This window comes from Cellulomonas cellasea (genome assembly GCF_006538745.1).
Classification (GTDB): domain Bacteria; phylum Actinomycetota; class Actinomycetes; order Actinomycetales; family Cellulomonadaceae; genus Cellulomonas_A; species Cellulomonas_A cellasea.
Window position 1 is genome coordinate 50278 of sequence record NZ_BJLR01000041.1, and the last position, 24301, is coordinate 74578.

Genomic DNA, 24301 nt, shown 5'->3' on the forward strand with positions numbered 1-24301 from the left:
CGACGCCCCCCGTGCCGCCGGCGGTCAGCCGGCGACCCGCACGCGGCCGTCGGCGTCCACCACGACGCCGAACGTCCGCAGGTCCTGCGGCTCCTTGCCTGCGGGGTCCAGGCACGCACCGGTGCGCAGGTCCCAGACCTGCTTGTACATCGGCGAGGCGAGCGTCGCCGCGTCGCCCGCCGAGCCGACGATCCCGCGCGAGAGCACGTTGGCGCCGGAGAACGGGTCGCGCTGCTGCACCGCGACGACCTCGTCGCCCTGCAGCCGGAACACCGCGACCTGGTGCTCGCCGACGAGCGCGGCCGCACCGCGCTCCGGGAGCAGGTCCTCGACGTGGCAGACGGTCGTCCAGGCGCTCATGAGCGCACCTCCAGCGTGCGGGCGATGACGGGGTTGCGGTCGGCGACGTCGTCGCCGGCGCGGGCGGGGCGGACCTGGCCGCGCACCGGGGCGTAGACGAGGTCCGGGTCCGGGGTGTCCGGGGCGTTCACGAAGGACACGAACTGCCGCAGCTTCGCCGGGTCGTCGAGCGTCGCGCGCCACTCGTCGGTGTACTGCGCGACGTGCTCGGCCATCACGGCGTCGAGCTCGGCGCCGATGCCACGGGAGTCCTCCACGACGACCCGGCGCAGCTCGGCGAGCCCGCCCGGGTACTCCGCGACCCACGGCGCGGTGCGCTGCACCCGGTCCGCGGACTGGATGTAGTGCGCCAGGAACCGGTCGATCACCTGCACGAGCCGGTCGTCGTCCAGGTCCTCGGCGAGCAGCTCGGCGTGGCGGGGCGTGAAGCCGCCGTTGCCGCCGACGTACACGTTCCAGCCCTTCTCGGTCGCGATGACGCCGACGTCCTTGCCGCGCGCCTCGGCGCACTCGCGCGCGCAGCCCGAGACGCCGACCTTGAACTTGTGCGGCGAGCGCAGCCCCCGGTACCGGAGCTCGAGGCGCACGGCCATGCTCGCGGAGTCCTGCACGCCGAACCGGCACCACGCCTGCCCGACGCAGGACTTCACCGCACGCAGCGACTTGCCGTACGCCTGGCCCGACTCGAAGCCGGCGTCGACGAGCCGGCGCCAGATCGCGGGCAGCTGGTCGATGCGTGCGCCGAACATCGCGATGCGCTGTGCGCCCGTGATGCGGGTCGCGAGCCCGAACTCGGCGGCGACCTGGCCGAGCACGACGAGCTTCTCGGGGGTGATCTCCCCGCCCGGCACGCGCGGGACCACCGAGTACGTGCCGTCCTTCTGCATGTTCGCGAGCACGTGGTCGTTGGTGTCCTGCAGCGCCGCGTGCTCGCGCTCGAGCACGTGCCCCGCGTTGGTCGAGGAGAGCATCGACGCAACGGCGGGCTTGCAGACCGCGCAGCCGCGGCCGGTGCCGTGCGCCTCGACGACCTGCGTGAACGTGCGCAGCCCGTCGCGGCGGACGAGCGCGAACAGCTCGGCGCGCGGCATCGCGAAGTGCTCGCACATCGCGTTCGAGACGGTGACGCCCGCGCTCTCGAGCGTCGAGTTCACGATCTTGGTGAGCAGCGGGACGCACGAGCCGCAGACGGTGCCGGCGCGCGTGCACTTCTTGACCTCGCCGACGCTCGTGCAGCCGTGCTCGGTGACCGCGGCGCGCACGGTGCCCGCCGAGACGTTGGAGCAGGAGCAGACGACGACGTCGTCCGGCAGGTCCGGGCCGGGCGCCGGCGCGCCGCCCTCGGGTGCGAGGAACGCGGACGGGTCGGCGCCGAGCGGGCGGCCGAGCATCGGGCGCAGCGAGGAGTACAGCGACGTGTCGCCGACGAACACCCCGCCGAGCAGCGTGCGCGCGTCGTCCGACACGACGAGCTTGCGGTACGTCTGGGCGACCGGGTCGGCGAACATGACCTCGAGCGCGCCCGGGGTCAGCGCGAACACGTCGCCGAAGCTCGCGGCGTCGACCCCGACGCCCTTGAGCTTCGTGCCGTCCGCCGCGGGCCGGTACGTCGCGGACCCGCCGAGCAGCTGGTCGACGACCACGTCGGCCATCGCGTTGCCCGGCGCGACGAGGCCGGTGCACTCGCCCTCGAACGACGCGCACTCCCCCACGGCCCAGATCGACGGGTCGGACGTGCGGCACGTGGGGCCGACGACGACGCCGCCGCGCTCGCCGATCGCGAGCCCGGACTCGCGGGCCACCCGGTCGCGCGGGCGCACGCCGGTCGAGAACACGACGACGTCGGCGGGGACCGACGAGCCGTCGGACAGGTCCATCGTCGCGACCGCGCCGTCGGCCGCGGCACCGAGCCGCGTCGCGCCGGTCGAGGTCCGCACGTCCATGCCGAGCCCGGTGACCAGGACGCGCAGCGCTTCGCCGCCGCCATCGTCGAGCTGGACGTTCATCAGGCGGTCCGCGAACTCGACGACCGTCGCGCTCGTGCCCAGCTTCTGGAGGGCCGCCGCGGCCTCGAGCCCGAGCACCCCGCCGCCGACGACCGCACCCGCGAGCGGCCGGCCGAGCTCCTCGGTGCGCCGGGCGACCCAGTCGCGCAGCGCCTCGACGTCGGCGAGCGTGCGGTACGTGAACACGCCGGGCAGGTCGGTGCCCTCGGTGCGCGGCGTCCAGGCCCACGAGCCGGTCGCGAGCACGAGCTGGTCGTACGCCTCGACGCGGCCCGAGCGGGTCGTGACGGTGCGCGCGTCCCGGTCGACGCTGCGCACCGGGTCGCCCGTGCGCAGCTGCACGCGCGGGTCGAGCCACGGCGTCCCGGGCAGGGTCAGCGCACGCGCGTCGCTCCCGCTGAAGAAGTCGGACAGGTGCACGCGGTCGTACGGCGCGGCGTCCTCCTCGCCGAGCACGGTCAGCTGCCACGCGCCCTCGGGCGAGCGGGTGACGAGCTGCTCGGCGAGGTGGTGGGCGACCATGCCGGCGCCGACGACGAGGACTCGGCCGGGGGATGTCAGGCTCATGGTGGGTCTTTCGCTCGGGTTGCGGGTGTGGTGGTCCCGCACGAGCCATACTCCCGGCCGGCTCCGGGCCAGGTCCGGGCCCTTGGACCCAGAGGACCTCACAACGCGCGGCGCTGACCTGTGAGAACGCGGTCTGCGGGCGGCGACGCCTCAGGCGGCGAGGAAGCGTCGCAGGGTCTCGGCGTTGCGGACGGCGTGCGCGTGGCCGTCGTTGTTGAAGTACGCGAAGACCTCGGTCCCCGCCGACTCCCACTCCCGGATCCGGTCGGCCCACCAGCGCAGGTCGTCGTCGGAGTACGAGCCCGCGTACAGGTGCTCGTGGTCGGGTCCGTGCAGGCGCACGTACGCGAACGGTGCGGTCACGCGCAGCCGGCACGGGAGGTTTGCGCCGCTCAGCACGCAGTAGGCGGCGCCGTGCCGCTCGAGGAGGCGCAGCACGTCCTCGTGCTCCCACGAGGGGTGCCGGAGCTCGACGCACACCCGGATCCACGGCGGCACCTGGGCGAGGAACCAGTCGAGCCGGGCGTCGTCGTGTGCGTGCAGCGGCGAGGTCTGCACGAGCAGCACCGCCCGCTTGTCCCCGAGCTCGTGCCAGCCCGCCGCGATGCGCTCGATCCACACCTCGGGGTCGTACAGCTTCTTCGCGTGCGTGAGCCCGCGCGGGGCCTTGACCGTCATGAGGAAGCCGGGCGGGAGCCGCTCGCGCCACCCCGCGAACGTCGCGGTGCGCGGCCAGCGGTAGAAGCTCGCGTTGAGCTCGACGGTCGAGAACCGCCGCACGTAGTGCCCGAGGCGGTCGCGGCTCGGGGTCCCCGGCGGGTACACCTCGCCCTCCCAGTGGTCGTAGCTCCACCCCGAGGTGCCGACGTGCACGGTCATCGGGGCCCGCTCACGACGCCGCCGCCGTGGCCGGCCCCGGGTCGGGTCGCGGCTGCGTCGCGGGCTGCTGGTCCCCGAGCGCCCGCTCGTGCTCGTCGAGCGCCCGCCGCGCGAGCACCTGCTGCAGCGTCGCCGTGCGCTCGGACCGCCCCCGCCCGACGAAGCTCACCGTCCAGTGCAGCAGCGTCGTGAGCCGGTTCTTGAACCCGACGAGGTAGACGAGGTGCACCGCGAGCCACAAGACCCACGCGACGAGGCCGGCCGTCTGGAACGACCCGACCTGGGCGACCGCGTGGAACCGCGAGACGGTCGCCATGCTGCCCTTGTCCCGGTACGCGAACGCCTGGCCGGTCGGCTCACCCGCCAGGCGCCGGCGGATCTGCCCCGCCGCGTGCTGCCCGCTCTGCATCGCGACCTGCGCGACGCCGGGCAGGTCGAGCGCCATGAGGTCGCCCACCACGAACACCTCGGGGTGCCCGGGCAGCGAGCAGTCGGGCTCGACGCGCACGCGCCCCACCCGGTCGGTCTCGGCACCGCTCTGCTCCGCGAGCAGGGCACCGAGGGGCGACGCGGCGACGCCGGCCGCCCAGACCTTGCAGCGCGCCTCGACCCGGCTGCGGGACCCGTCGGGGGCCTCGAAGTCGACACCCGTCTCGTCGAGCCCCACGACCTTCGCGTCGAGCATCACCTCGACGCCCAGCTCCTCGAGCCGCCGTGCCGCGGCGCGCCCGAGCCTCTCGGCGAACGTCGGCAGGACGGCGGGCGCCGCGTCGGCGAGCACGATGCGCGCGTGCGCGGGGTCGATGTGCCGGAAGTTGCCAGCGAGCGCCCGGTGCGCCAGCTCGGCGATCTGGCCGGCCATCTCGACGCCGGTCGGTCCCGCGCCCACGACGACGAACGTCAGCAGGCGGCGGACCTCCGCGGGGTCGCGGCTCAGCTCCGCGAGCTCGAACGCGCCGAAGATCCGCCCGCGCAGCTCGAGGGCGTCGTCGACGCTCTTGAGCCCGGGCGCGTGCTCCGCGAACCCGTCGTTCCCGAAGTAGGACTGCCCGGCGCCGGCGGCCACGACGAGGCTGTCGTAGGACGTCGTCGCGGTGCCGCCCGGTGAGCGCGAGGTCACGACCCGGGCCTGCAGGTCGATGTCGGTGACGGTGCCGAGGAGCACCCGTGCGTTGCGCTGCCGGCGCAGGACGTCCCGCGTCGCCGGGGCGATCTCGCCCTCCGAGAGCACCCCGGTCGCGACCTGGTAGAGCAGCGGCTGGAAGAGGTGGTGGCCCGTGCTGGCGAGCACGGTGACCCGCACCGGGTCGCGCGCGAGGGCCTTCGTCGCGAACAGCCCGCCGAAGCCCGAGCCGATCACCACGACGTGGTGCGGGGCGGGCGCGTCCGTCACGAGCCCTCGCGGGCCCGGCGGGACGCGCGGTCGTTCGCCCTCTGGATCGCCTCGACGAGCTCGGCCTTCGTCATCGACGAGCGCCCGGGCACGTCGAGGCGCTTCGCGACGTCGTAGAGGTGCTGCTTGCTCGCGTTCGCGTCGACGCCGCCCGCGGTGGGCCGGTCCGTGCCGGCGCCGCCCTCGGCCTGCGGGTCGGACGGCCCGTACTCGTCCTTGGGCTCCCAGTGGTCGCCGACCTTCTCGTACGTGTGCTTGAGCGCGGCGTACGCGACGCGGTGCGCTCGCTCCTCGTCGCCGTCGTACTCCTCGGCCGCCGAGTCGTAGGTCTTGGTGAACGTGCGCTGCGCCTTCGCGTCGGAGCGCTTGAGCGTCTCGGGGAGCTCGCTCTGCTTGGGCTTGCCGGCGCGGGTCGTCTTCGGTATCCCGGTCTCCTCTCGTCGGGGTCCCCGTCGTCGGGACCGCGTCGCGTGCGTCCGTCTCGTCCCAGCGTGCCGCGCGCGCCGTCGATCCGCGCGGCGGGACCCCGCGGAACGCTGCCGCAGGCCGCGTGGGTGGCGGGTGTGACGATGGGTCGATGACCGACGACGCGGCACGGACCGGTGAACGCGGCGCGGCGGCCGACGCCCCGGCACCGGCGGAGCCGTTCGACGCCCGCGCGGTGCTCACGGACCTGCGCGCCGAGCTCGACGGGCGGCTGCGCGAGCTGACGGGCTCGTTCGACGAGCTCGTCGCCGCGTCGGCGGACTCCAACGCGGACGACGAGCACGACCCCGAGGGCGCGACCATCGCGTTCGAGCGCTCGCAGCTCGACACGATCGTCCGGCACGTGCGGCACCAGCTCGCGGAGACCGACGCCGCGCTCGGACGCGTCGAGGCGGGGACCTACGGCGTGTGCGAGGTGTGCGGGCGGCCGGTCCCGGTGGCCCGGCTCGAGGCGCGCCCGGTCGCGCGGACGTGCGTGGGGTGCGCGGCCTGAGCGGGTGGCCGAGCGTCGACGTCCGGCTGCAGCCGGTGCGTCGGGGGCGAACCGTCAGGTGTCGTGCGCGCGCCGGGGCGGGAGCGGGACTCGGTCGAGGTCGTCGGCGGCGGTGATCTGCGCCCCGGGCGCCGCCGCCCGGGCCTCCTCCAGCAGCGGCGCGACGTCCACGTAGCGCGACGAGAAGTGCGTGAGCACCGTCGTCCGCGCGCCGGACCGCGCCGCGAGCGCGCCCGCCTGCGCCGCGGTCAGATGCAGGTACGTCTCGGCGAGCTCCGCGGTGTCCGCCCCGAACGTGCTCTCGACGAGCAGCAGGTCGACGCCGTCCGCGAGCTGCTCCGCGCCCGCGCACTCCGCGGTGTCCATCACCACCGCGACGCTCTGCCCGCGCCGCGCGACGCTCACGTCCGCGAGGCGCACGCCGCGCAGCTCGCCCTCGCGCTGCAGCCGGCCGACGTCCGGACCGCTGATCCCCGCGGCGGCGAGCCGCTCCGGCACGAGCGACCGGCCGTCGGGCTCGATCAGCCGGTACCCGTAGGTCTCGATCCGGTGCCGCAGCGCGACGACCTCGAGCCCCTCGGCGATCTCCCCCGGTCCGCCGTGCGGGCGCAGCCGCAGCTCGAGCCCGGGGGTCGCGAGGCCCACGAGCGCGCGCACGACGTCCTCGCCCGACGCCGGGTAGTGCAGCTCGACGGGACGCTGCACGCCGTCGAGGACCATCCGCGAGAGCACGCCCGGCAGGCCGTAGCAGTGGTCGCCGTGCATGTGTGTGAGGCAGATGCGCGTGATGGCGGTGGCCGGGACGCCCGCGTGCGTGAGCTGGCGCTGGGTCCCCTCGCCCGGGTCGAACAGGATGCCGTCCTGGTGCGGCGCGCCGTCCCAGCGCAGCAGGTAGCCGTTGTGGTTGCGGGTCCGGGTCGGCACGTTCGACGACGTGCCCAGGACGACGAGCTCACGCACGGGTTCCTCCGGGGTGCGGCCGGACGGGACCGGCACGGGGTGGGTCGAGGTGTGATCGGGCGGCGGTGCGGTGCGGGCGCCGCTCGGCCGGGACGGGCGAGGGGCCCGGCGCACCTGTGTGCGCGCCGGGCCCCCTCATGATGCTGCGTGCCGGTTCAGCCCTTGACGCAGACGATCGTCCGCAGCCGCGCCACGACCTCGACGAGGTCGGTCTGCGCCGCGATGACGGACTCGAGGTCCTTGTAGGCCCCCGGGATCTCGTCGACGACCCCGGCGTCCTTGCGGCACTCGACGCCCGCCGTCTGCGCCGCGAGGTCCTCGACCGTGAACCGCTTCTTCGCCGCGGTCCGCGACATCCGCCGCCCGGCCCCGTGCGACGCCGACTGGAACGACGCCGGGTTGCCGAGGCCGCGCACCACGTACGAGCCCGTCCCCATCGACCCGGGGATGAGCCCCATCTCGCCGGAGCCGGCGCGGATCGCACCCTTGCGGGTGACGATCAGCTCCGCGCCGTCGATCTGCTCGGTCTTGACGTAGTTGTGGTGGCAGTTCCGAGTCAGGATGTTGTCCTCCAGCGTGAAGGCCTCGGTCTCCGGCACAACGGCGCAGTACACCTCCTCGACGTCATCCGTGATCTCCACGCTTCGGACGGTCCACCCCTTGCGCTCGACCGCGCCGCGACCCGTGGCGAAGCGCGCTCGATGCTCGTCCTGGACGAAGAAGTCGAGGTCGAGGTCGCTCCGCATGAACCCCATGACGTGCAGCTCCGAGTCGCGCCCGTCGATACCGCGACGAACCCGTGTGCGGATGCCGTAGGTGCCGACACCGATCGAGGTAGCCAGCGCTTTCACCGCCTCCAGGTGGTCACGTCGCGACGAGGACAGCGACGGGCGGCCGCTCTTGTCTACGTCACCGTCTGCTGCGAAGTAGCCCGCCAACCAGCCGTAGACGATGTCGGGGTGTGAACTCGTCGCGACCGGCGCAGTCTTCCACTCCGCGGGGAAGCCGTTGAGCACCTTCACCGAGCCGTAGTCCCGCACGCAGTTCGTCGTCAGACCCTCGAAGTACGGCAGGAGGGACTCGTCCTTGTCACCGCAGAAGATGGCTCGGGCGCGGGTCTGCTTGCCGCAGAGCGAGCCGTCGCCGAACACGAAGCCGCGAGCTACCGAAGCTCTGTCGACCTTCATCCCGGAGACCCGCGCCGGAAATGCGTAGGCGAGCCGGTCGCCAACACGAAGGTCCTGAGTCGTCGCCTCATCACGCGCATGGGCGACCTTCGCTCGCAGGAGCCACCGGTGGTTCCCCGTGGCACGGATCACCTTCTCCTCGCCGTAGCGCCCCACCGTCACCTCGTAGACCCGCTGCTTGCCGAAGGACATGATCGGCGCCTTGACCCATCGGCCGCCTGTGGTGAGGAGTTCGTGAATGCCGCCCGCGAGCTCGGCGATAGGGAAGATCCCGGCTCCTGTCAGCACACGCGTCTCGCCCGCGAAGCAGTTCACACCCTCGTCGAACGTGATCTCCCGCTCCGGGAACGAGTCCCGCACGGCCTGCACGACGAGCGCCATCATCACCGCACGCGAGCGCGCGGCGTACTCCTGCGCCCACCACAGGTCGTTCAGGTACGCGTCCATCTGCGGCGTCCCGGCCAGGAACACCGCGAGCTCGCGGTCGACGATCCGCTGGTTGTGCTCGAGCGTCTTGGCGATCGCGACGTGCCGCTCCGCGAGCTCCTTGCCGATGTTGCGCGAGCCGCTGTGCAGCTGCAGCCACACCTGGTCGGACTCGTCGAGGCAGAGCTCGATGAAGTGGTTGCCGCCGCCGAGCGTCCCGAGCTGCTTGCGCGCCCGGGCCTCGAGCTGCTGGACCGTGCGGTGCAGGCCGCCGAAGCGGTCCCAGAACGCGTCGGCACCCTTGAGCCGCTCCCGCCCCGCCGAACCGTTCACCGGCCGGAGCCGGCGCAGGTCGACGGGCTCGTCGTGCGCGTGGAAGCCCACCGGGACGGCCTGCTCGATGCGCGTGCGGATCGCGTGCAGGTCGTCGGGCAGGTCCGCGGCCGTCAGGCTCGTGCGGACACCGATCATCCCGCAGCCGATGTCGACGCCGACGGCGTTGGGGCTGACCGCGTCGCGCATCGCGATGACGCTGCCGACGGTAGCCCCCTTGCCGAGGTGCACGTCGGGCATCACGCGCAGGCCCTCGACCCACGGCAGCGACGCGATGTTGCGCAGCTGCTGGAGAGCCTGCGGCTCGACCTCGTGCTCGTGGGCCCACATCAGGGTGGGCGCGGCGGTTCCGGCCAGGGCGACCGGGAACGGGCTGGACATCATGACCTCCTTGGGAGAGGCCGACAGTAGGGCGCGGCGCCCACGGGGTCGACGTCAATATCGTCCGTCGGCGGCCCGCTGCCCGCGCGTCACCCGGTCGGCTCCAGCGGGGTGAGCACCACGATCTGCCAGGCGTCCGCGGCGCGCAGCAGCTGGTAGCAGAAGCGCTCGCGCGGCTCGCCGCCGTAGGTCCACGTGACGTCCGCCCAGACGCTTGCGGGTCCGCGGGCGAGGAGCGCGATGCGGGGCTCCGCGGTGTCGACGCCCGCGTACTGCTCCCACGCGGACGCGAAGAACTGCTCGGTCTGCCGCGCGTCCGTCACCGGGATCGTCGTCCCCGGGAACACGATCAGGGCGGGCACCGCGTACAGCCGCGCGACGGCGGCCTCGTCGCGGGCCAGCAGGGCGGCCGCGTAGCGGTCGAAGAACTCGTGCACCTCGTCGTCGATGGTCGTCATGGCTCGACGGTAGGAGCGCAAGCGGACACGCCCGTGTCGTGATTACCGTGGTCGCGTGGACCGACGGGAACGGCTCGCCGCGGCCTCGCGTGACGGGCACCTCGCGCTGCGCCGCGTCGAGCGCCAGCAGGCGATCGTCGAGCGGCTGCACGCCACCCGGGGCCTCCCGGTGCGGCTGGGGCTGCTCGCCGAGGAGCTCGACGTGTCGACGCGCACGGTCGCGCGCGACCTCGAGCGCCTGCGCACGAGCGGCGTCCCGCTCGAGGTGCGGCGCGGGCGGTCCGGCGGTGTCCGGCTCCCGCTGGTGCGCTCCCCCGTGCAGGTCGAGCTCGACGTCGCCGAGGTCGCGGCGGTGCTGGCGAGCCTCGCCGCCGTCGGGCCGAACGCGAGCCTCAGCGCCGCGTCGGTGCTGCGCAAGCTCGCCGACGCCGTCCGGCCCCCGTCGGACGGCTCGTCGCGCCCCCGGCCGCGGACCTGACCCCGGACGCGACGGCGGAGCCGACGCCCGGCGCGCGCGGGGCGTCGCCAGGCCCGCTCAGGCGGACGCCCGCCACACCACCTCGGTGTCGAGCAGCGCGCCGCCGGGCTCGACCTCGGCGCCCTGGATCTGCCCGAGCACGATCTCCGCGGCCCGGCGTCCCATGAGCCGCGCCGGCTGGCGCACCGTGGACAGTGCGGGGACGCAGCGCACCGCCCACGCGCTGTCGTCGAAGCCGACCACGCCGACGTCGCCCGGGACGGACCGCCCCGCCTGGCGCAGCGCCTCGAGCACGCCCGCCGCGACCGCGTCCGACGCCGCGAAGATGCCGTCGATCGCGGGGTCGCGGCGCAGCAGCTCGCGCGCGCCGTCGAGCCCGCTCGCGTAGGAGTACAGCGGGTGGTCGACCACGAGGCGGGGGTCGAAGCGGTCGCCGAGCGCGTCGCGGAACCCGGCGAGCCGGTCCGAGCCCGAGTCCCGGTCGAGCGCGCTCGCGACCATCGCGACCCGCCGCCGCCCGGTCCGCAGCAGCTCCTCGGTGACGGAGCGCGCCGCCGAGCGGTTGTCGATGCCGACGTACGGGATCGTGGGGTGGCCGGGCGGGTGGCCGATGAACACCGCGGGCAGGCCGAGCCGCTCGACCGCGCCGGCGATGGTGTCGTGCTGGCGCGCGGACACGAGCACGGCCCCGTCGACGAAGCCGCCCTGGAGGTAGTCCGCGACACGCTGGCTGTCGCGCTCGGAGTCGAGCACGAGCACGACGAGCTGGAAGTCGGCCTCCGAGACGACCTCGTTGGCGCCGAGCAGGATCGCGCCGATGTTGGGGTCGTCGAGGAATAGCTCGTGCGGCTCGTGCACCACGAACCCGACCGCCCGCGAGCGCCGCGTCACGAGGTTGCGTGCCGCGGTGTTCTGCACGTACCCGACCTTGGCGATGGCCTTCTCGATGGCCTCGCGCGCGTCCGACGAGACGTACGACGTGCCGTTGAGCAGCCGCGACACCGTGCCGCGCGAGACGCCCGCCTCGGCCGCGACGTCGTGGATCGTGGCGCGGCGACGGCCCGGAGGAGGAGTCATGCGCCGAATGTAGCCGCGGGGGCCGGCCGGGCCGCCTCGGCCGCCTCGGCCGCACCGTGCGGCGCGACGGCCTCGACCGCGAGCAGCACGGCGTTCTCGGGAGCGAGCAGCGGCGCCGCGAGCCCCACCTCGACCAGCAGGCGCCCGGGGAGCGTGACCTCACCGCGCGCGAACCACGGCGCCGGCGCGGCCTGGACCTGCAGCGGCGCTGGGGCGACCGTCCGCACGCGGTACGTCCGGTCCGGGTCGAGGCCCGGGAGCCGCACCGGGGCGGGCAACGCGGCCTCGGCCGACGCGAGCGCGACGACCGCGAACAGCGCCTCGCCGCGGTCCTGGGCGACGACGCCGTGCACGAGCACGCCGGGGTCGGCGGTGTCCGCACGAACCACACGCCCCGAGTGCAGCAGCGCGCGCCGTGCCACGTGCTCGGCGACCCACTCGCGGACCTCGGCGAGCTCGTCGGCACGGGCGGAGGTGAGGTCCCACTCGATGCCCGCGCTGCCGAACATCGCGGTCGCGCACCGGAAGCCCGTGCTCGCGGTGCGCCCGGTGGTGTGGGCGCGCGGTGCGCCGAGGTGTCCGCCGAGGTACTCGGGCGGCACGAGGACCCCGGTCCAGCGCTGGATGTGCTGGCGCTCGAGCGGGTCGTTGGTGTCGGACGTCCAGACGCGGTCGACGCGCTCGAGGATCCCGAGGTCGATGCGGGCACCGCCCGAGGCGCACGACTCGATCTCGACGCCCGGGAACCGGGCGCGGAGCTCGTCGAGCAGCCGGTACAGCGCGGTCGTCTGCCGGTGCGCCGAGCCGTGCAGCAGGTCCCGGTTGTGGTCCCACTTGAGGTACGCGATCGGGTACTCCTCGAGCAGGGCCGCGAGCGCGTCCCGCACGTGCGCGTAGGCTCCCGGGTCACCGAGGTCGAGCGTGCGCTGGTCGCGCCAGGTCGGCAGCCCGTCCCCGCCGACGACCCACTCGGGGTGCGCGCGCGCGAGGTGGGAGTCGGGGCTGACCATCTCGGGCTCGACCCACAGCCCGAGCTCCATGCCGCGGGCGTGCACGCGCCGGGCCAGCGGGTGCAGGCCGTCGGGCCACGTGACGGGGTCGACCGTCCAGTCCCCGAGCGCGCGCGTCGCGTCGGTGCGCCCCCGGAACCAGCCGTCGTCGAGCACGAAGCGCTCGACGCCCACGTCGGCGGCGAGGTCGACGAGCCGGTCGAGCGTCGCCGCGTCGTGGTCGAAGTAGACGGCCTCCCACGTGTTGAGCACGACGGGCCGCGCGCGCCGGATCGTCGACCAGGAGCGCACCCAGGGGTGGAACCGGTCGGACAGCCCGTCGAGGCCCACGTCGGACCAGGCCGCGACGAGCCACGGCGCGACGTACCGCTCCCCTGGTGCGAGGCGCACCTCGCCGGGCGTGAGGAGCTCGCCGCCGCCGAGCACCGCGGGCCCGAGCGCCTGGCGCTCGACCCACTGGCGCTTGTCGCCGCTCCACGCCACGTGCGTCGCCCACACCTCGCCGGACCGGAAGCCGAAGCCAGGGGTGCCGGCGACCACGAGGTACGGGTCGTCGTGCCCGGGCCGGCCGTGCCGGGTCTCGCGGGTCCAGGCGCCGTGGCCGAGCGTCGTGCGCTGCGGGCGCCGCTCGTGGGCCCACAGCCCGGTGAAGTCGAGGACCTCCCGCGCCCGGTCAGGCACAGGCAGCGTCGCGTCGAGCGACGCGACGACGAATGTGTCTCCCCCGCGGTTCTCGACCGCGTGGCGGACGCGCAGGACACCGTGCTCGGACAGCTCGACGTCCGTGACGACGGCGAGCCGGCCGCCGGCACCCACGAGGTGCAGCCGCACCGCCCGGTCGCCGACGCGCTCGACCTCCCCGAGCGCGAACCCCGCGGCCGGCTCCCCCGAGCCGGGCCAGAAGCCCTCGACCCCGGGCCGCCCGGTCCAGCCCTGCTCGCGCGTCGGGAGGACCGACAGGCGCAGCGGGGTGTCGATCGCGCTCGGCGGGACTCCCGGTACGAGCGCCCCGGCCAGCGCCGCGAGCACGTCGTCGTCGAGCGGCCCGAGGTCACGCCCCCAGTGCAGGACGGCGGGCAGTCCGCCGTCCTGCACCGGGGTGTCGAGCAGCAGGCTGGTTCCCGCCGCGCGCAGGTGGACGATCACCGGCTCACTCGGCGACCGGGATCGACTGCGACTCGAGCGTCGAGATCGTCGACCCCTGCGCGGACTCGAGCGCCTCGAGCAGCGTCCCCGAGCCGGAGACCGCGCCCTTGAAGCCGTCCGAGACGTCGGCGTAGACCTGCGTCATCGTCGGGCCCCACGTGAAGCCCGCGGGGACCTGCGTCGAGGCCTCGGCGAAGACGTCGTAGATCGGCTGGCCGCCGTAGAACTCGACGCCCTCCGCGAGCGCGGGGAGCTCGGCGCCGGCCTTCGTCGCCGGGTACAGGTTCGCGGCCTCGTTGAGCAGCGTGAGCGCCTCGTCGGACGTGTTGAGCCACAGCGCGAACTTCGTGGCCTCGTACACGTGCTCGGAGCCGCGGAAGACTGCGGTCGACGACCCGCCCCAGTTGCCGGCGACCTCCTCGCCCTCCTCCCACTGCGGCATCGGGGCGACGGCCCACTTCCCGGAGGTGTCGGGCGCGCCGCTCGCGATCGAGTTGGCGCCCCAGACCGCGGAGACCCAGGTCCACGCGGCGCCGATGTTGTAGGCGTTGTCCCACTCGCTCGTCCACGGCGGGACGCTCGAGACGAGGTCGCGGTCGACGAGGTCCTGCCAGTACTCGGCGACCTCTGCTGACTCCTCGCCCGCGAGGTCGACGCCCCACGCGTCGCCGTCGTTCGTGAACCAGGTCCCCCCGGCCTGCCACACGAGCCCCGCGAACTGGTTGACGTCGCTCTGCGAGAAGTTGGTGATGTACCCGCCGGCGGCCTTGACCTGCTCCGCCGCCGCGGCGTACTCCGCCCACGTCGTCGGGACCGGGATGCCGTTCGCCTCGAACAGGTCCTTGCGGTAGAAGAGCGCCATCGGGCCGGCGTCCTGCGGGATCGCGTAGGCGTGGCCGTCCTCGCCGAAGCTCACCTGGTCCCAGGTCCAGTCGACGAAGTCGTCCTGCGCGGCCATGACGTCGGCGCACGCCCCGAGGTCCGTCAGGCCGTCCTGCACGCGGAAGTTCGGCAGCGCGTCGTACTCGATCTGGCCGAGGTCGGGCGCGTTGCCGGCCTTCAGCTGGTTGAAGAAGTTCTGGTACGTGCCGCCGTTGCCGTTCGGGCCCGTCTGGACGGTCACCTGGATGTCGGGGTTCGCCGCGTTCCAGACGTCGACGACCTCCTCGATCCCGGGGATCCACGTCGTGAACGTGAGCTCGACCGCGCCGTCGGACGGCTCGCAGGCACCGGCGGCGTCGCCGCCGGCGGGGGTGTCGTCGGCCGACGACGAGCAGCCGGCGACGAGGAGGGCGACCGCCGTGAGGGTGCCGACGCTGGCAGCCTTCGAGGTGAGACGCATGGTTGTCCTTTTCTGTGGGGGGACGGCTCGGCAGGGGGCTGCCGAACGGGAGGGGGTCGGTCGACGCGTGCTCGTGCCGGCGGTCACTTGACGGCGCCGGCGCCCAGGCCGTTGCGCCAGAAGCGCTGCAGCACCAGGAAGACGAGGATCAGCGGGACGATCGACAGAAGGGCCCCGACGAGCACGTAGCCGCGCAGCTCGGGGATCTGGTTCACCTGCGTGTTCCAGGAGTAGAGGCCGAGCGTCACGGGGAAGACGGCCTCGTCGCGGAGCATGATGAGCGGGAGGAAGAAGTTGTTCCAGATCGCGACGAACTGGAACAGGAACACGGTCACGAGCGCCGGGAACATGAGCCGGACCGAGACGGTGAAGAACGTGCGCACCTCGCTCGACCCGTCGAGGCGCGCGGCCTCGAGCAGCTCGTCGGGCACCGACGCCGCGGCGAAGATGCGGGTCAGGTACACCCCGAACGGGCTCACGAGGCTCGGCAGGAACACTGCCCAGAACGTGTTCGTCAGGTTGACCTGGCTGAAGATCAGGAACAGCGGCAGCGCGAGCGCGGTCGCCGGCACGAGGACGCCGCCGAGGACGACGTTGAACAGCATGTCCCGGCCCGCGAACCGGTACTTGGCGAGCGCGTACCCGCACATCGCGGCGAGGACGGTGCCGAGCAGCGCGCCACCCGCGGTGTACGCCACGGAGTTCCCGATCCACCGCACGAAGATCCCGCCGTCGTAGCGCAGCAGCGCCCCGACGTTCTCCACGAGGTTCATGTCCGCGAACCACAGCGGGTGCGTGCTGGTGAACTGCCCGCGGTCCTTGGTCGCGGAGACGAGCAGCCACCAGATCGGGACCAGGAAGTAGAGCGTGAAGACGCCCATGACGAGCATCGCGCCGACGCGCGACAGCGGGTTCTCCCGGACGCCGCGCGACCCCGTCGAGGCGGTGGCGGCGGGTGCGGTGCGGACGGCGGCGCTCACTGGACGCCCTTCTTCTGGGTCAGCTTGAGGAACGCGAACGACAGCACGAACGTCGCGAGCGCGAGGACGACGGAGAACGCCGCGGCGAGGTTGAAGTTCGGCACCGACGACGTCGAGTAGACGGTGAGGTTCGGCGTGAACGTGCTCGTGACCGCCGAGCTGAAGGAACGGAAGACCTGCGGCTCGGCGAGGAGCTGAAGCGTCCCGATGATCGAGAACACGGTCGTCAGCACGATCGCCGGCAGGACGAGCGGGATCTTGACCGACCACGCGATGCGCAGCTGCCCGGCACCGTCGAGCCGCGCCGCCTCGTACACCTCGGTCGGGATCGCGAGCAGCGAGGAGTAGATGATCAGCATGTTGTAGCCGACGTAGACCCACGTCACGACGTTGGCCATCGCCCACAGCACGAGGTCGGCGGAGAGGAGGTCGACGTTGCTCGTGACCGCCGTGAACGGCGAGAGGTTGGGCGAGTACAGGAAGCCCCACATGATCGCCGCGACGACCCCGGGCACCGCGTACGGCACGAAGAACGCGAGCCGGAAGAACCGCTTGCCGCGCAGCAGCGGGGAGTCGAGCAGCAGCGCGAACACGAGCGCGAGCAGCAGCATGACGGGGACCTGGACGGCCCCGAAGAGCAGCACCCGCCCGACCGACGTCCAGAACGGGCCGTTCTGGAACACCTGCTCGTACTGCGCGAGACCGCCGAAGACCTGCCGGGCCGGCCCGAACGTGCCCTCGCGCTCGACGACCAGCAGCGACTGCCACACGGCGTAGCCGACGGGCAGCGCGTAGAACAGCGCGAACAGCGCGCCGAACGGCAGCACGAAGAACGCGATCGCGCGCTTGTGCGGGACGGGGAGCCGGCGCGCGGGCTGGGTGCTTCGCGCCAGCACCGGTGCGACGACCTGGGTGCTCGTCATGGTGTGTCCTCCCGGACGACCCGCACGCTTCCGGCGGGCACGTGGACGTGGCCGGCGACCGGCCGGTCGGTGACGAGCTCGTGCCCCGTGGCGGGGTGCTCGAGGTCGCGGTGCGCGTGGTTGATGACGAAGAGGTAGCTGCGGCCGTCGCCCGTGCGGCGGACGACCTCGACCGAGCCGTCGCCCTCGGGCCCGGTCGGGCTGACGCCCGCGCCGAGCACCGCGGAGCGCAGCACGTCGCGCAGGTCGGGGGCGTCGAGCGCCGTCGCGACGTACCAGGCGACGCCGTCGCCGCGCTCGGCGCGGGTCACCGCAGGGACCCCCGCGAGGGGCCCGTCGGCGTAGGACGCGACCGCGGTGGCGTCGGTCGTGCGCAGCCGCTCGGTCCACAGCGACGCGTGCGCGCCGGTGTCGAGCGTGACCCGCACACCGGGCAGGAGCGGCGCGACCTCCTCGGCGACGACGCCGAGCAGCTCGCGGAACGCGCCCGGGTAGCCGCCGAGCCGCACGCGGTCGTCCTGGTCGACGATCCCGGACCAGAACGTCACGAGCGCGTGGCCGCCGGCCTGGACGTAGGACGCGACCCGCGCCGCCTGCGCGTCCGTGACCATGTGCAGCGCGGGCACGATGACGAGGCCGTAACCGCTCAGGTCGCTGTCGGGACCGACGACCTCGACCGTCACGCCGAGCTCGTGCAGCGCGCGGTACGCCGCGTGCACCTGGTCGAGGTAGCGCACGGCGTGCGACGGGCGCGCCTCGCCGTCGGCGGCCCACCAGGACTCCCAGCTGAAGACGAGCGCGGCGTCCGCGACGACGCGCGTGCCGGCGACCTCGTCGAGGCGGTCGAGCGTCGCGCCGAGCTCGACCACCTCGCGCCACACGGCCGTGTCGGTCCCGGCGTGCGGCACGAGCGCCGAGTGGAACTTCTCGGACCCCTGCGCCGAGGCGCGCCACTGGAAGAAGCAGACCCCGTCCGCGCCGCGGGCGACGTGCGTCAGGGAGTTGCGGGTCATCTGGCCCGGCTCCTTCGCGACGTTGACGGGCTGCCAGTTCACGGCGCTCGTCGACTGCTCCATGAGCAGCCACGGCGCTCCCCCAGCGAGCCCGCGTGTGAGGTCGGCGGCGAAGGACAGCTCGGAGCGCGGGTCGTCGAGCCGGTGGTCGAGGTAGTGGTCGTTCGCGACCACGTCCATCTCGGGCGCCCAGGACCAGTAGTCGAGGTTCCGGATGTGCGCGGTGACCATGAAGTTCGTGGTGACGGGTGCGCTCGAGTGCCGGCGCAGCACGTCGGCCTCGGCGCGGTAGTGGTCCAGGAGCGCGTCGGAGCTGAACCGGTGGAAGTCGACGGCCTGCGCGGGGTTGCCCAGCGAGATCGTGGCCCGCGGCGGGAGGATCTCGGCCCAGTCGGTGTAGCGCTGGCTCCAGAAGCTCGTGCCCCACGCGGTGTTGAGCGCGTCGACCGTGCCGTACCGGCGCTCGAGCCACCCGCGGAACGCCGCGGCGGACTCGTCGCAGTAGCACAGCGCGTTGTGGCAGCCGAGCTCGTTGGACACGTGCCACAGCGCGACGGCCGGGTGCTCGCCGTAGCGCTTGGCGACCTGCTCGACGAGCCCGAGCGCCCTACGGCGGAACTCGGCCGAGCTCGGGCACCACGCCTGGCGCCCGCCGGGGAACCGGGTCGTCCCGTCGGCCATCACGGGCAGGATCTCGGGGTGCAGCGTCGTGAGCCACGGCGGCGGCGACGACGTGCCCGTGCCGAGGTTGACCCGGATGCCGTGCGCGTGGAGCAGGTCGACGACCTCGTCGAGGCCGGACCAGTCGTGCTCTCCCGGCCGGGGCTCGACGTGCGACCACCCGAAGATGTTCACGGCGACGAGGTCGACGCCCGCCTCCTGCATGAGGGCGACGTCCTCGCGCCAGACGTCGCGGTCCCACTGCTCGGGGTTGTAGTCGCAGCCGTACGCGATGCCCCGCGTGGTGGCGCCCCCGGTGCGGAGACCTGCTTCCGGCGAGTCCATGAGCTCCCTGCCCGTCGTGCGGCGGGAGCCGGTCCAGCGCGTGTGTGCACGTGCACATACGTCGCCATAACGTCTCGCCGTCGAGAATGTGTGAACGTGCACACACTAAACAGCGCGCGAAAAACCTGTCAACACGCTGTCCCACGCCCGGCGCCGGTCACGGGCGCGCCGCGGTGCGGCTCAGTGCCGCGCGCCGGCGCTCACCAGGGCGGTTGCCCGAACGGGCGACGTCGGCGTGGGCCGGCGGACCGGCTCGTCCGGGCGACGCCCGGACCGCGTCAGCGCGCGCTCCACCGCGCGGCGCATCGGCCTCTGCAGCGGCCGCTCGACCCAGCGGTGCAGCACCCACGCGAGCGCGAGGCACACGCTCACGACCACCACGAGCGTCGTCACGCGGCCCAGCGCGGGGTGCAGCGCCTGGATGAGCGCCCACCCGTAGTACTCGTGCGTGAGGTACAGCGGGTAGGTCAGCGCCCCCGCCGTCGTGAGCACCGGCAGGTCGAGGTCGCGCACCGCCGGCACGAACGCGACGGCCGCGACGGCCGCGACGGCCCCGACCACCGCGAGCGCGAGCAGCGGCGGCCACACCGGCGCACCGGTCGTGAGCGCGTCGATCGCCGGTGCCTTCTGGTCGACCGCGACGACGACGCCCTGGAGCGTGTTCAGCCCCACGAGCGCCCAGGTCCCGCGCGTGTGCCCCTCGCGGTAGATCACGAAGAGCACCATCCCGACGCCGAACATCGACGCCCACGGCAGCCCGGTCAGCACCCCGCGCGCGTCCGGCACGGCGAGCGTGAGCGCCGTGCACACGAGCGGCCCGGCGCCCGCGAGCAGCAGCACGCGGCGCCGCGTGATCCCGACGAGCAGCAGCAGCAGGACCGCGGCGTAGAACTGGATCTCGACCCAGAGCGTCCAGTAGACCCCGTCGACCGCCGGCACCCCGAAGGGCTCGGACAGCATGGTGAGGTTCGCGAGCACCTCGCCGGGCGTGCGCGTCTCGAACGTCGGCCACGCCCAGCGCAGCGCGGCGGTGAGCAGCACGGCCGCCCAGAACGCCGGGTAGAGCCGGCTCACGCGCGACGCCACGAACTGCGGGACCGAGCGGCCCCACGCCGACATGAGGATGACGAACCCGCTGATCACGAAGAACAGGTGCACGCCCGTGTACCCGTACGGCGTGACCTCCGACAGGCGCGGGAAGGCCTCGTCCGGGGCCATCCCCCAGCGGTGCTGCTCCCGCGCCGTGAAGTGGAAGAGCACGACCGACAGCGCCGCGAGCAGGCGCAGCGCGTCCATCGCCCGCAGCCGGGGCGTGTGCGCGGTCGCGGGCTGCTCGACGGGCGTCCGCGGCTCGCGCGCGGCGGCTCCCACGTCGCGCGGACCGGGCCCGGGCGCGCCGGAGCGGGGTGTCGCCGGTGCACGGGTCATCGTTCGACCATAAGCAAGCACTGCCGGCTCCGCGCGCGGAGGCGGGCCGGGGATAGCCTGGCGGGGCCCGCGACGAGGCGGGTCGCGAGGAGGTCACGTGCGCACGACGCAGCAGCCCACGACGCCGCAGGTCCCGGCCGGCCCGAACCACGCCGCCGGCGGTCCGGGAGCCCCCGACCCGGAGGCCGTGACCAGCGTCACCCCGCCGGCGGTGGGCGCATGAGCGTCCGCCACGAGGTGCGGCCCCAGGCGGCCGACGTGCCGCTCCCCCGCGAGCGACAGCTCGCCTGGGCGCTCGCCGAGCTCGCGTGCGACCCCGTCGCGGCCGACCCGGACGTCACCGAGATGGTCGTCAACCGCGTGCTCGACGACGCCGCCGTCGCCGCCGCGTCCCTCGTCCGGGCCCCGGTCGTCGCCGCGCGGGCCCAGGCCCTCGCGCACCCGCCGTCGTCGGGCGGGCGGGGCGCGCTCGTCGCGGGCGTCAAGGCGGCCCGGCGCACGAGCCCCGGGTGGGCCGCGTGGGCGAACGGGGTCGCGGTCCGCGAGCTCGACTTCCACGACACCTACCTCGCCGCCGACTACTCCCACCCGGGCGACACGATCCCGCCGCTGCTCGCGGTCGCGCAGCACGTCGGGTCCAGCGGCGCCGACCTCGTGCGCGCGGTCGTCACGGCGTACGAGGTGCAGGTCTCACTCGTGCGCGCGATCAGCCTGCACCGGCACAAGATCGACCACGTCGCGCACCTCGGCCCGGCCGTCGCCGCCGGGCTCGGCACGCTGCTGCACCTCGACCCCGGTGTGGTGTTCCACGCGATCGGCCAGGCGCTGCACACGACGACGGCGACGCGGCAGTCGCGCAAGGGCGAGATCTCGACGTGGAAGGCGTACGCCCCGGCGTTCGCCGGCAAGGTCGCGATCGAGGCGGTCGACCGCGCGATGCGGGGCCAGACGTCCCCCACCCCGATCTACGAGGGGGCCGACGGCGTGATCGCGTGGCTGCTCGACGGGCCCGACGCGCGGTACGAGGTCGACCTGCCCGGGCCGGGCGAGCCCCGGCGCGCGATCCTCGAGACGTACACGAAGGAGCACTCGGCGGAGTACCAGTCGCAGGCGCTCATCGACCTCGCGCGGCGCCTGCACCACGAGCGGCCCGAGCTCGCGGACCCCGAGCGCGTGCGGTCGGTCGTGCTGCACACGTCCCACCACACGCACCACGTGATCGGGTCAGGCGCGGACGACCCGCAGAAGTACGACCCGCACGCGACGCGCGAGACGCTGGACCACTCGATCCCGTACATCCTCGCGGTCGCGCTGCAGGACGGCGCCTGGCACCACGAGCGCTCCTACTCCCCCGAGCGCGCGGCCCGCCCCGACACCGTTGCGTTGTGGCGGCGCATCACGACGCGCGAAGACCCGGAGTGGACCCGCCGGTACCACGCCGACGACCCGGCCGAGAAGGCGTTCGGCGGCCGGCTCGAGATCGAGCTCGTCGACGGGAGCCGGGTCGTCGAGGAGATCGCCGTCGCGGACGCGCACCCGCTCGGGGCGCGCCCGTTCGGTCGCGACCAGTACGTCGAGAAGCTCCGCACGCTCGCGACGGACGCCGTCGGCGACGCCGAGCTCGACCGGTTCCTCGGCGCCGCGACCGCCCTCCCGGACCTCGACGCGGGTGGCGGCCTCGACGCGCTCCACCTGACCGCCCGGCCGGGCCTGCTCGACTCCGTCACCACACCCGGAGGGCTGTTCTGATGCTCTACTCGACCCGCACGGCGCAGGCCAAGCGCGCGGCGCTGCGCGAGCGGCTCGCGAGCGGGGAGCTCCTGCGCGTCCCCGGCGCGTTCAACCCGCTCTCGGCCCGGCTCATCGAGGCCAAGGGCTTCGACGCCGTCTACGTCTCGGGCGCCGTCGTCGCGGCCGACCTCGGGCTGCCGGACATCGGGCTCACGACCGCGACCGAGGTCGCCCAGCGCGCCGGCCAGATCGCCCGCGTCACCGACCTGCCGACGCTCGTCGACGCCGACACTGGCTTCGGGGAGCCCATGAACGTCGCCCGCACCGTCCAGGCCCTCGAGGACGCCGGCGTCGCGGGCTGCCACATCGAGGACCAGGTCAACCCGAAGCGCTGCGGTCACCTCGACGGCAAGCAGGTGGTCGACGAGGCGACGGCCGTGCAACGGATCCGCGCCGCCGTCGAGGCGCGCCGCGACCCCGGCTTCCTCATCATGGCCCGCACCGACGTGCGCGCCGTGCACGGGCTCGACGCCGCGATCGAGCGGGGCCGGGCGCTCGTCGAGGCGGGCGCGGACGCGCTGTTCCCCGAGGCGCTGCTCGGCGAGGACGAGCTCGCGGCGTTCCGCGCCGCGGTCGACGTGCCGCTGCTCGCGAACATGACCGAGTTCGGCAAGGGCGAGCTGCTCACCACGAGCAGGCTCGCCGAGCTCGGGTACGCGATCGCGCTCTACCCGGTCACGCTGCTGCGCCTGGCGATGGGCGCCGCCGAGCGGGGGCTCGACGAGATCCTCGCGACCGGGACCCAGGCCGGCGTGGTGGGCTCCATGCAGACGCGCGCCGAGCTCTACGACCTCGTCGACTACGCCGGCTACGGGCGCTTCGACGCGGGCGTGTACGACTTCACGCTGTAGCACCGCACGACCCGCACCACCCCGCAGGCCGGACACCCCGGCGCGACGCACGACCCCGACCCCGTCAACGACGATGGAGGCACCCGGATGACGAGCGACCCGACCACCGCCCACCAGGCACCCGAGCACCCCGCACCCGACCACCCCGCCCCGCCCGAGCTGCACCGCGGCCTTGCCGGCGTCGTGGTCGACGCGACCGCGATCTCGTCGGTCGACGAGGCGAGCAGCTCGCTGCTGTACCGCGGCTACCCCGTCCAGGAGCTCGCCGCGTCGTGCTCGTTCGAGGAGGTCGCGTACCTGCTGTGGCACGGCGAGCTGCCGGACGCCGACCAGCTCGCGGCGCTCGAGGCGCAGGAGCGCGCCGCGCGCGAGCTCCCCGGTCCGCTCGTCGACCTCGTGCGCTCGCTCCCGCTGAGCGCCCACCCGATGGACGTCGTGCGGACGGCCGTGAGCGTCCTCGGCGCCCACGACCCGGAGCCGGACGACCGCTCGCCCGACGCCGACCTGCGGCGCTCGGTACGCCTGCTCGCCCAGCTCCCCGGCGTCGTCGCGCTCGACCAGCGCCGCCGCCGCGGCCGGGAGCTCCTCGACCCGCGCGACGACCTGGGCTGGTCCGCCGACTTCCTCGCGCGCACGTTCGGCGACGTGCCCGAGGACGTCGTCGTCGACGCGTTCGAGACGTCGATGGTCCTGTACGCCGAGCACTCGTTCAACGCCTCGACGTTCGCCGCGCGCGTGATCGCCTCGACGCTGTCCGACCTGCACTCCGCCGTCACGGGGGCCGTCGGCGCGCTCAAGGGCCCGCTGCACGGCGGCGCGAACGAGGCGGTCATGGCCACGTTCGCGGAGATCGGGACCGCCGACCGGGTCGGGCCGTGGCTCGACGAGCTCCTCGGCGCGCACCACAAGGTCATGGGGTTCGGGCACCGCGTGTACCGGCACGGGGACTCGCGCGTCCCGACGATGAAGCAGGCGCTCGACCGCCTCGTCGCGCACGCCGACCGGCCCGACCTCCTCGCGCTGTACGACGCGCTCGCCGACGGGATGCGGGAGCGCACCGGGATCCTGCCGAACCTCGACTACCCGACCGGGCCCGCGTTCCACCTCATGGGCTTCGACACCCCGACGTTCACGCCGCTCTTCGCCGCGAGCCGCGTCGTCGGCTGGACCGCGCACGTCCGTGAGCAGCTCGCGCACAACGCGCTCATCCGCCCGCTGAGCCATTACACCGGCCCGGCGCTCCGGCACGTCCCCGCGCGCTGACGGGCCGACCGGCGCCGGACGCACCGCGGGCCCCGGAGGTGATCCTCCGGGGCCCGCGGTGTGCG

21 protein-coding genes and 1 pseudogene are annotated in these 24301 nt (G+C 74.0%); 6 read left to right on the forward strand and 16 right to left on the reverse strand.

Annotated features, from left to right (window positions below):
- Window positions 1–24: 24 nt before the first annotated feature.
- From nirD to CCE01nite_RS19890, 5 genes are all read right to left on the reverse strand, one after another.
- Window positions 25–360, reverse strand: coding sequence for a nitrite reductase small subunit NirD (gene nirD / locus CCE01nite_RS19870; RefSeq protein WP_034626768.1), 336 nt, complete (start codon window positions 358–360; stop codon window positions 25–27).
- The gene (gene nirB / locus CCE01nite_RS19875) at window positions 357–2933 is read right to left on the reverse strand and encodes a nitrite reductase large subunit NirB (protein WP_034626766.1); all 2577 of its coding nucleotides are present in this window, start codon (window positions 2931–2933) and stop codon (window positions 357–359) included. The genes nirD and nirB overlap by 4 nt, the downstream gene beginning before the upstream one ends.
- A gap of 150 nt (window positions 2934–3083) precedes the next feature.
- Complete coding sequence (locus CCE01nite_RS19880) at window positions 3084–3812, reverse strand: DUF72 domain-containing protein (protein WP_034626764.1); 729 nt, start codon at window positions 3810–3812, stop codon at window positions 3084–3086.
- Between the two features lie 10 nt (window positions 3813–3822).
- Entirely contained in the window at window positions 3823–5205 is a 1383-nt protein-coding gene (locus tag CCE01nite_RS19885) for an NAD(P)/FAD-dependent oxidoreductase (protein ID WP_084142530.1), read from the reverse strand.
- Complete coding sequence (locus CCE01nite_RS19890) at window positions 5202–5630, reverse strand: ChaB family protein (protein WP_034626809.1); 429 nt, start codon at window positions 5628–5630, stop codon at window positions 5202–5204. Before CCE01nite_RS19890 ends, CCE01nite_RS19885 begins: the two co-directional genes overlap by 4 nt.
- A gap of 152 nt (window positions 5631–5782) precedes the next feature.
- On the opposite strand from CCE01nite_RS19890, the gene CCE01nite_RS19895 reads away from it, so the two are divergent.
- On the forward strand, window positions 5783–6184 hold the full coding sequence (locus tag CCE01nite_RS19895) for a TraR/DksA family transcriptional regulator (RefSeq protein WP_084142529.1): 402 nt from the start codon (window positions 5783–5785) through the stop codon (window positions 6182–6184).
- A 54-nt stretch (window positions 6185–6238) separates the two neighbouring features.
- Here the strand turns inward: CCE01nite_RS19895 and CCE01nite_RS19900 are convergent, their stop codons facing one another.
- The 4 genes and pseudogenes from CCE01nite_RS19900 to CCE01nite_RS19915 form a co-directional block, all read right to left on the reverse strand.
- A complete protein-coding gene (locus CCE01nite_RS19900) occupies window positions 6239–7144 on the reverse strand; it encodes a ribonuclease Z (protein WP_034626806.1) in 906 nt (301 codons plus the stop codon).
- 155 nt (window positions 7145–7299) lie between these two features.
- On the reverse strand, window positions 7300–7899 hold the full coding sequence (locus CCE01nite_RS22265) for an RtcB family protein (protein WP_307722759.1): 600 nt from the start codon (window positions 7897–7899) through the stop codon (window positions 7300–7302).
- 57 nt (window positions 7900–7956) lie between these two features.
- Window positions 7957–9474, reverse strand: a pseudogene (locus CCE01nite_RS22630) (RtcB family protein); the annotation flags it as partial.
- Window positions 9475–9560: 86 nt separating this feature from the next.
- The gene (locus CCE01nite_RS19915) at window positions 9561–9929 is read right to left on the reverse strand and encodes a DUF6841 family protein (protein WP_034626760.1); all 369 of its coding nucleotides are present in this window, start codon (window positions 9927–9929) and stop codon (window positions 9561–9563) included.
- 55 nt (window positions 9930–9984) lie between these two features.
- Here CCE01nite_RS19915 and CCE01nite_RS19920 point away from each other — a divergent pair, with 55 nt between their 5' ends.
- Window positions 9985–10407, forward strand: coding sequence for an HTH domain-containing protein (locus tag CCE01nite_RS19920; RefSeq protein ID WP_034626758.1), 423 nt, complete (start codon window positions 9985–9987; stop codon window positions 10405–10407).
- Window positions 10408–10464: 57 nt separating this feature from the next.
- Here CCE01nite_RS19920 and CCE01nite_RS19925 read toward each other — a convergent pair whose 3' ends face one another.
- The 7 genes from CCE01nite_RS19925 to CCE01nite_RS19955 all read right to left on the reverse strand — a co-directional run bounded on the left by CCE01nite_RS19925 (window position 10465) and on the right by CCE01nite_RS19955 (window position 20331).
- Complete coding sequence (locus CCE01nite_RS19925; RefSeq protein WP_034626755.1) at window positions 10465–11484, reverse strand: LacI family DNA-binding transcriptional regulator; 1020 nt, start codon at window positions 11482–11484, stop codon at window positions 10465–10467.
- Window positions 11481–13640, reverse strand: coding sequence for an alpha-galactosidase (locus CCE01nite_RS19930; RefSeq protein WP_084142528.1), 2160 nt, complete (start codon window positions 13638–13640; stop codon window positions 11481–11483). Before CCE01nite_RS19930 ends, CCE01nite_RS19925 begins: the two co-directional genes overlap by 4 nt.
- Window positions 13641–13644: 4 nt before the next feature.
- Window positions 13645–14982: an ABC transporter substrate-binding protein gene (locus tag CCE01nite_RS19935; RefSeq protein ID WP_034626753.1), complete on the reverse strand. Its 1338-nt coding sequence runs from the start codon at window positions 14980–14982 to the stop codon at window positions 13645–13647.
- 83 nt (window positions 14983–15065) lie between these two features.
- Window positions 15066–15962: a carbohydrate ABC transporter permease gene (locus CCE01nite_RS19940; protein WP_246056776.1), complete on the reverse strand. Its 897-nt coding sequence runs from the start codon at window positions 15960–15962 to the stop codon at window positions 15066–15068.
- Window positions 15959–16885 (reverse strand): carbohydrate ABC transporter permease, encoded by a 927-nt coding sequence (locus CCE01nite_RS19945; protein ID WP_034626751.1) that lies wholly within the window; start codon window positions 16883–16885, stop codon window positions 15959–15961. The genes CCE01nite_RS19940 and CCE01nite_RS19945 overlap by 4 nt, the downstream gene beginning before the upstream one ends.
- Window positions 16882–18903 carry a beta-galactosidase gene (locus tag CCE01nite_RS19950; RefSeq protein WP_052103734.1) on the reverse strand — a complete coding sequence of 674 codons (2022 nt, stop codon included), beginning with the start codon at window positions 18901–18903 and terminating at the stop codon, window positions 16882–16884. The genes CCE01nite_RS19945 and CCE01nite_RS19950 overlap by 4 nt, the downstream gene beginning before the upstream one ends.
- 180 nt (window positions 18904–19083) lie before the next feature.
- On the reverse strand, window positions 19084–20331 hold the full coding sequence (locus tag CCE01nite_RS19955; protein ID WP_052103732.1) for an acyltransferase family protein: 1248 nt from the start codon (window positions 20329–20331) through the stop codon (window positions 19084–19086).
- Window positions 20332–20428: 97 nt separating this feature from the next.
- Between CCE01nite_RS19955 and CCE01nite_RS22435 the strand changes: the two genes are divergently transcribed.
- The 4 genes from CCE01nite_RS22435 (at window position 20429) to CCE01nite_RS19970 (ending at window position 24236) form a co-directional block, all read left to right on the forward strand.
- A complete protein-coding gene (locus CCE01nite_RS22435; RefSeq protein WP_281282412.1) occupies window positions 20429–20554 on the forward strand; it encodes a hypothetical protein in 126 nt (41 codons plus the stop codon).
- Window positions 20551–22080, forward strand: a complete 1530-nt coding sequence (locus tag CCE01nite_RS19960) for an MmgE/PrpD family protein (protein WP_034626749.1) — start codon at window positions 20551–20553, stop codon at window positions 22078–22080. Before CCE01nite_RS22435 ends, CCE01nite_RS19960 begins: the two co-directional genes overlap by 4 nt.
- Window positions 22080–22973 (forward strand): methylisocitrate lyase, encoded by an 894-nt coding sequence (gene prpB / locus CCE01nite_RS19965; protein ID WP_034626747.1) that lies wholly within the window; start codon window positions 22080–22082, stop codon window positions 22971–22973. Before CCE01nite_RS19960 ends, prpB begins: the two co-directional genes overlap by 1 nt.
- Before the next feature lie 87 nt (window positions 22974–23060).
- A complete protein-coding gene (locus CCE01nite_RS19970) occupies window positions 23061–24236 on the forward strand; it encodes a bifunctional 2-methylcitrate synthase/citrate synthase (protein WP_084142527.1) in 1176 nt (391 codons plus the stop codon).
- Window positions 24237–24301: the final 65 nt, after the last annotated feature.

Coding starts and splice junctions, on each gene's coding strand:
- nirD (WP_034626768.1), bottom strand. CDS start 360: ATGAGCGCCTGGACGACCGTCTGCCACGTCGAGGACCTGCTCCCGGAG.
- nirB (WP_034626766.1), bottom strand. CDS start 2,933: ATGAGCCTGACATCCCCCGGCCGAGTCCTCGTCGTCGGCGCCGGCATG.
- CCE01nite_RS19880 (WP_034626764.1), bottom strand. CDS start 3,812: ATGACCGTGCACGTCGGCACCTCGGGGTGGAGCTACGACCACTGGGAG.
- CCE01nite_RS19895 (WP_084142529.1), top strand. CDS start 5,783: ATGACCGACGACGCGGCACGGACCGGTGAACGCGGCGCGGCGGCCGAC.
- CCE01nite_RS22265 (WP_307722759.1), bottom strand. CDS start 7,899: ATGGGGTTCATGCGGAGCGACCTCGACCTCGACTTCTTCGTCCAGGAC.
- CCE01nite_RS19915 (WP_034626760.1), bottom strand. CDS start 9,929: ATGACGACCATCGACGACGAGGTGCACGAGTTCTTCGACCGCTACGCG.
- CCE01nite_RS19925 (WP_034626755.1), bottom strand. CDS start 11,484: ATGACTCCTCCTCCGGGCCGTCGCCGCGCCACGATCCACGACGTCGCG.
- CCE01nite_RS19935 (WP_034626753.1), bottom strand. CDS start 14,982: ATGCGTCTCACCTCGAAGGCTGCCAGCGTCGGCACCCTCACGGCGGTC.
- CCE01nite_RS19945 (WP_034626751.1), bottom strand. CDS start 16,885: ATGACGAGCACCCAGGTCGTCGCACCGGTGCTGGCGCGAAGCACCCAG.
- CCE01nite_RS19950 (WP_052103734.1), bottom strand. CDS start 18,903: ATGGACTCGCCGGAAGCAGGTCTCCGCACCGGGGGCGCCACCACGCGG.
- CCE01nite_RS19955 (WP_052103732.1), bottom strand. CDS start 20,331: ATGACCCGTGCACCGGCGACACCCCGCTCCGGCGCGCCCGGGCCCGGT.
- CCE01nite_RS19960 (WP_034626749.1), top strand. CDS start 20,551: ATGAGCGTCCGCCACGAGGTGCGGCCCCAGGCGGCCGACGTGCCGCTC.
- prpB (WP_034626747.1), top strand. CDS start 22,080: ATGCTCTACTCGACCCGCACGGCGCAGGCCAAGCGCGCGGCGCTGCGC.
- CCE01nite_RS19970 (WP_084142527.1), top strand. CDS start 23,061: ATGACGAGCGACCCGACCACCGCCCACCAGGCACCCGAGCACCCCGCA.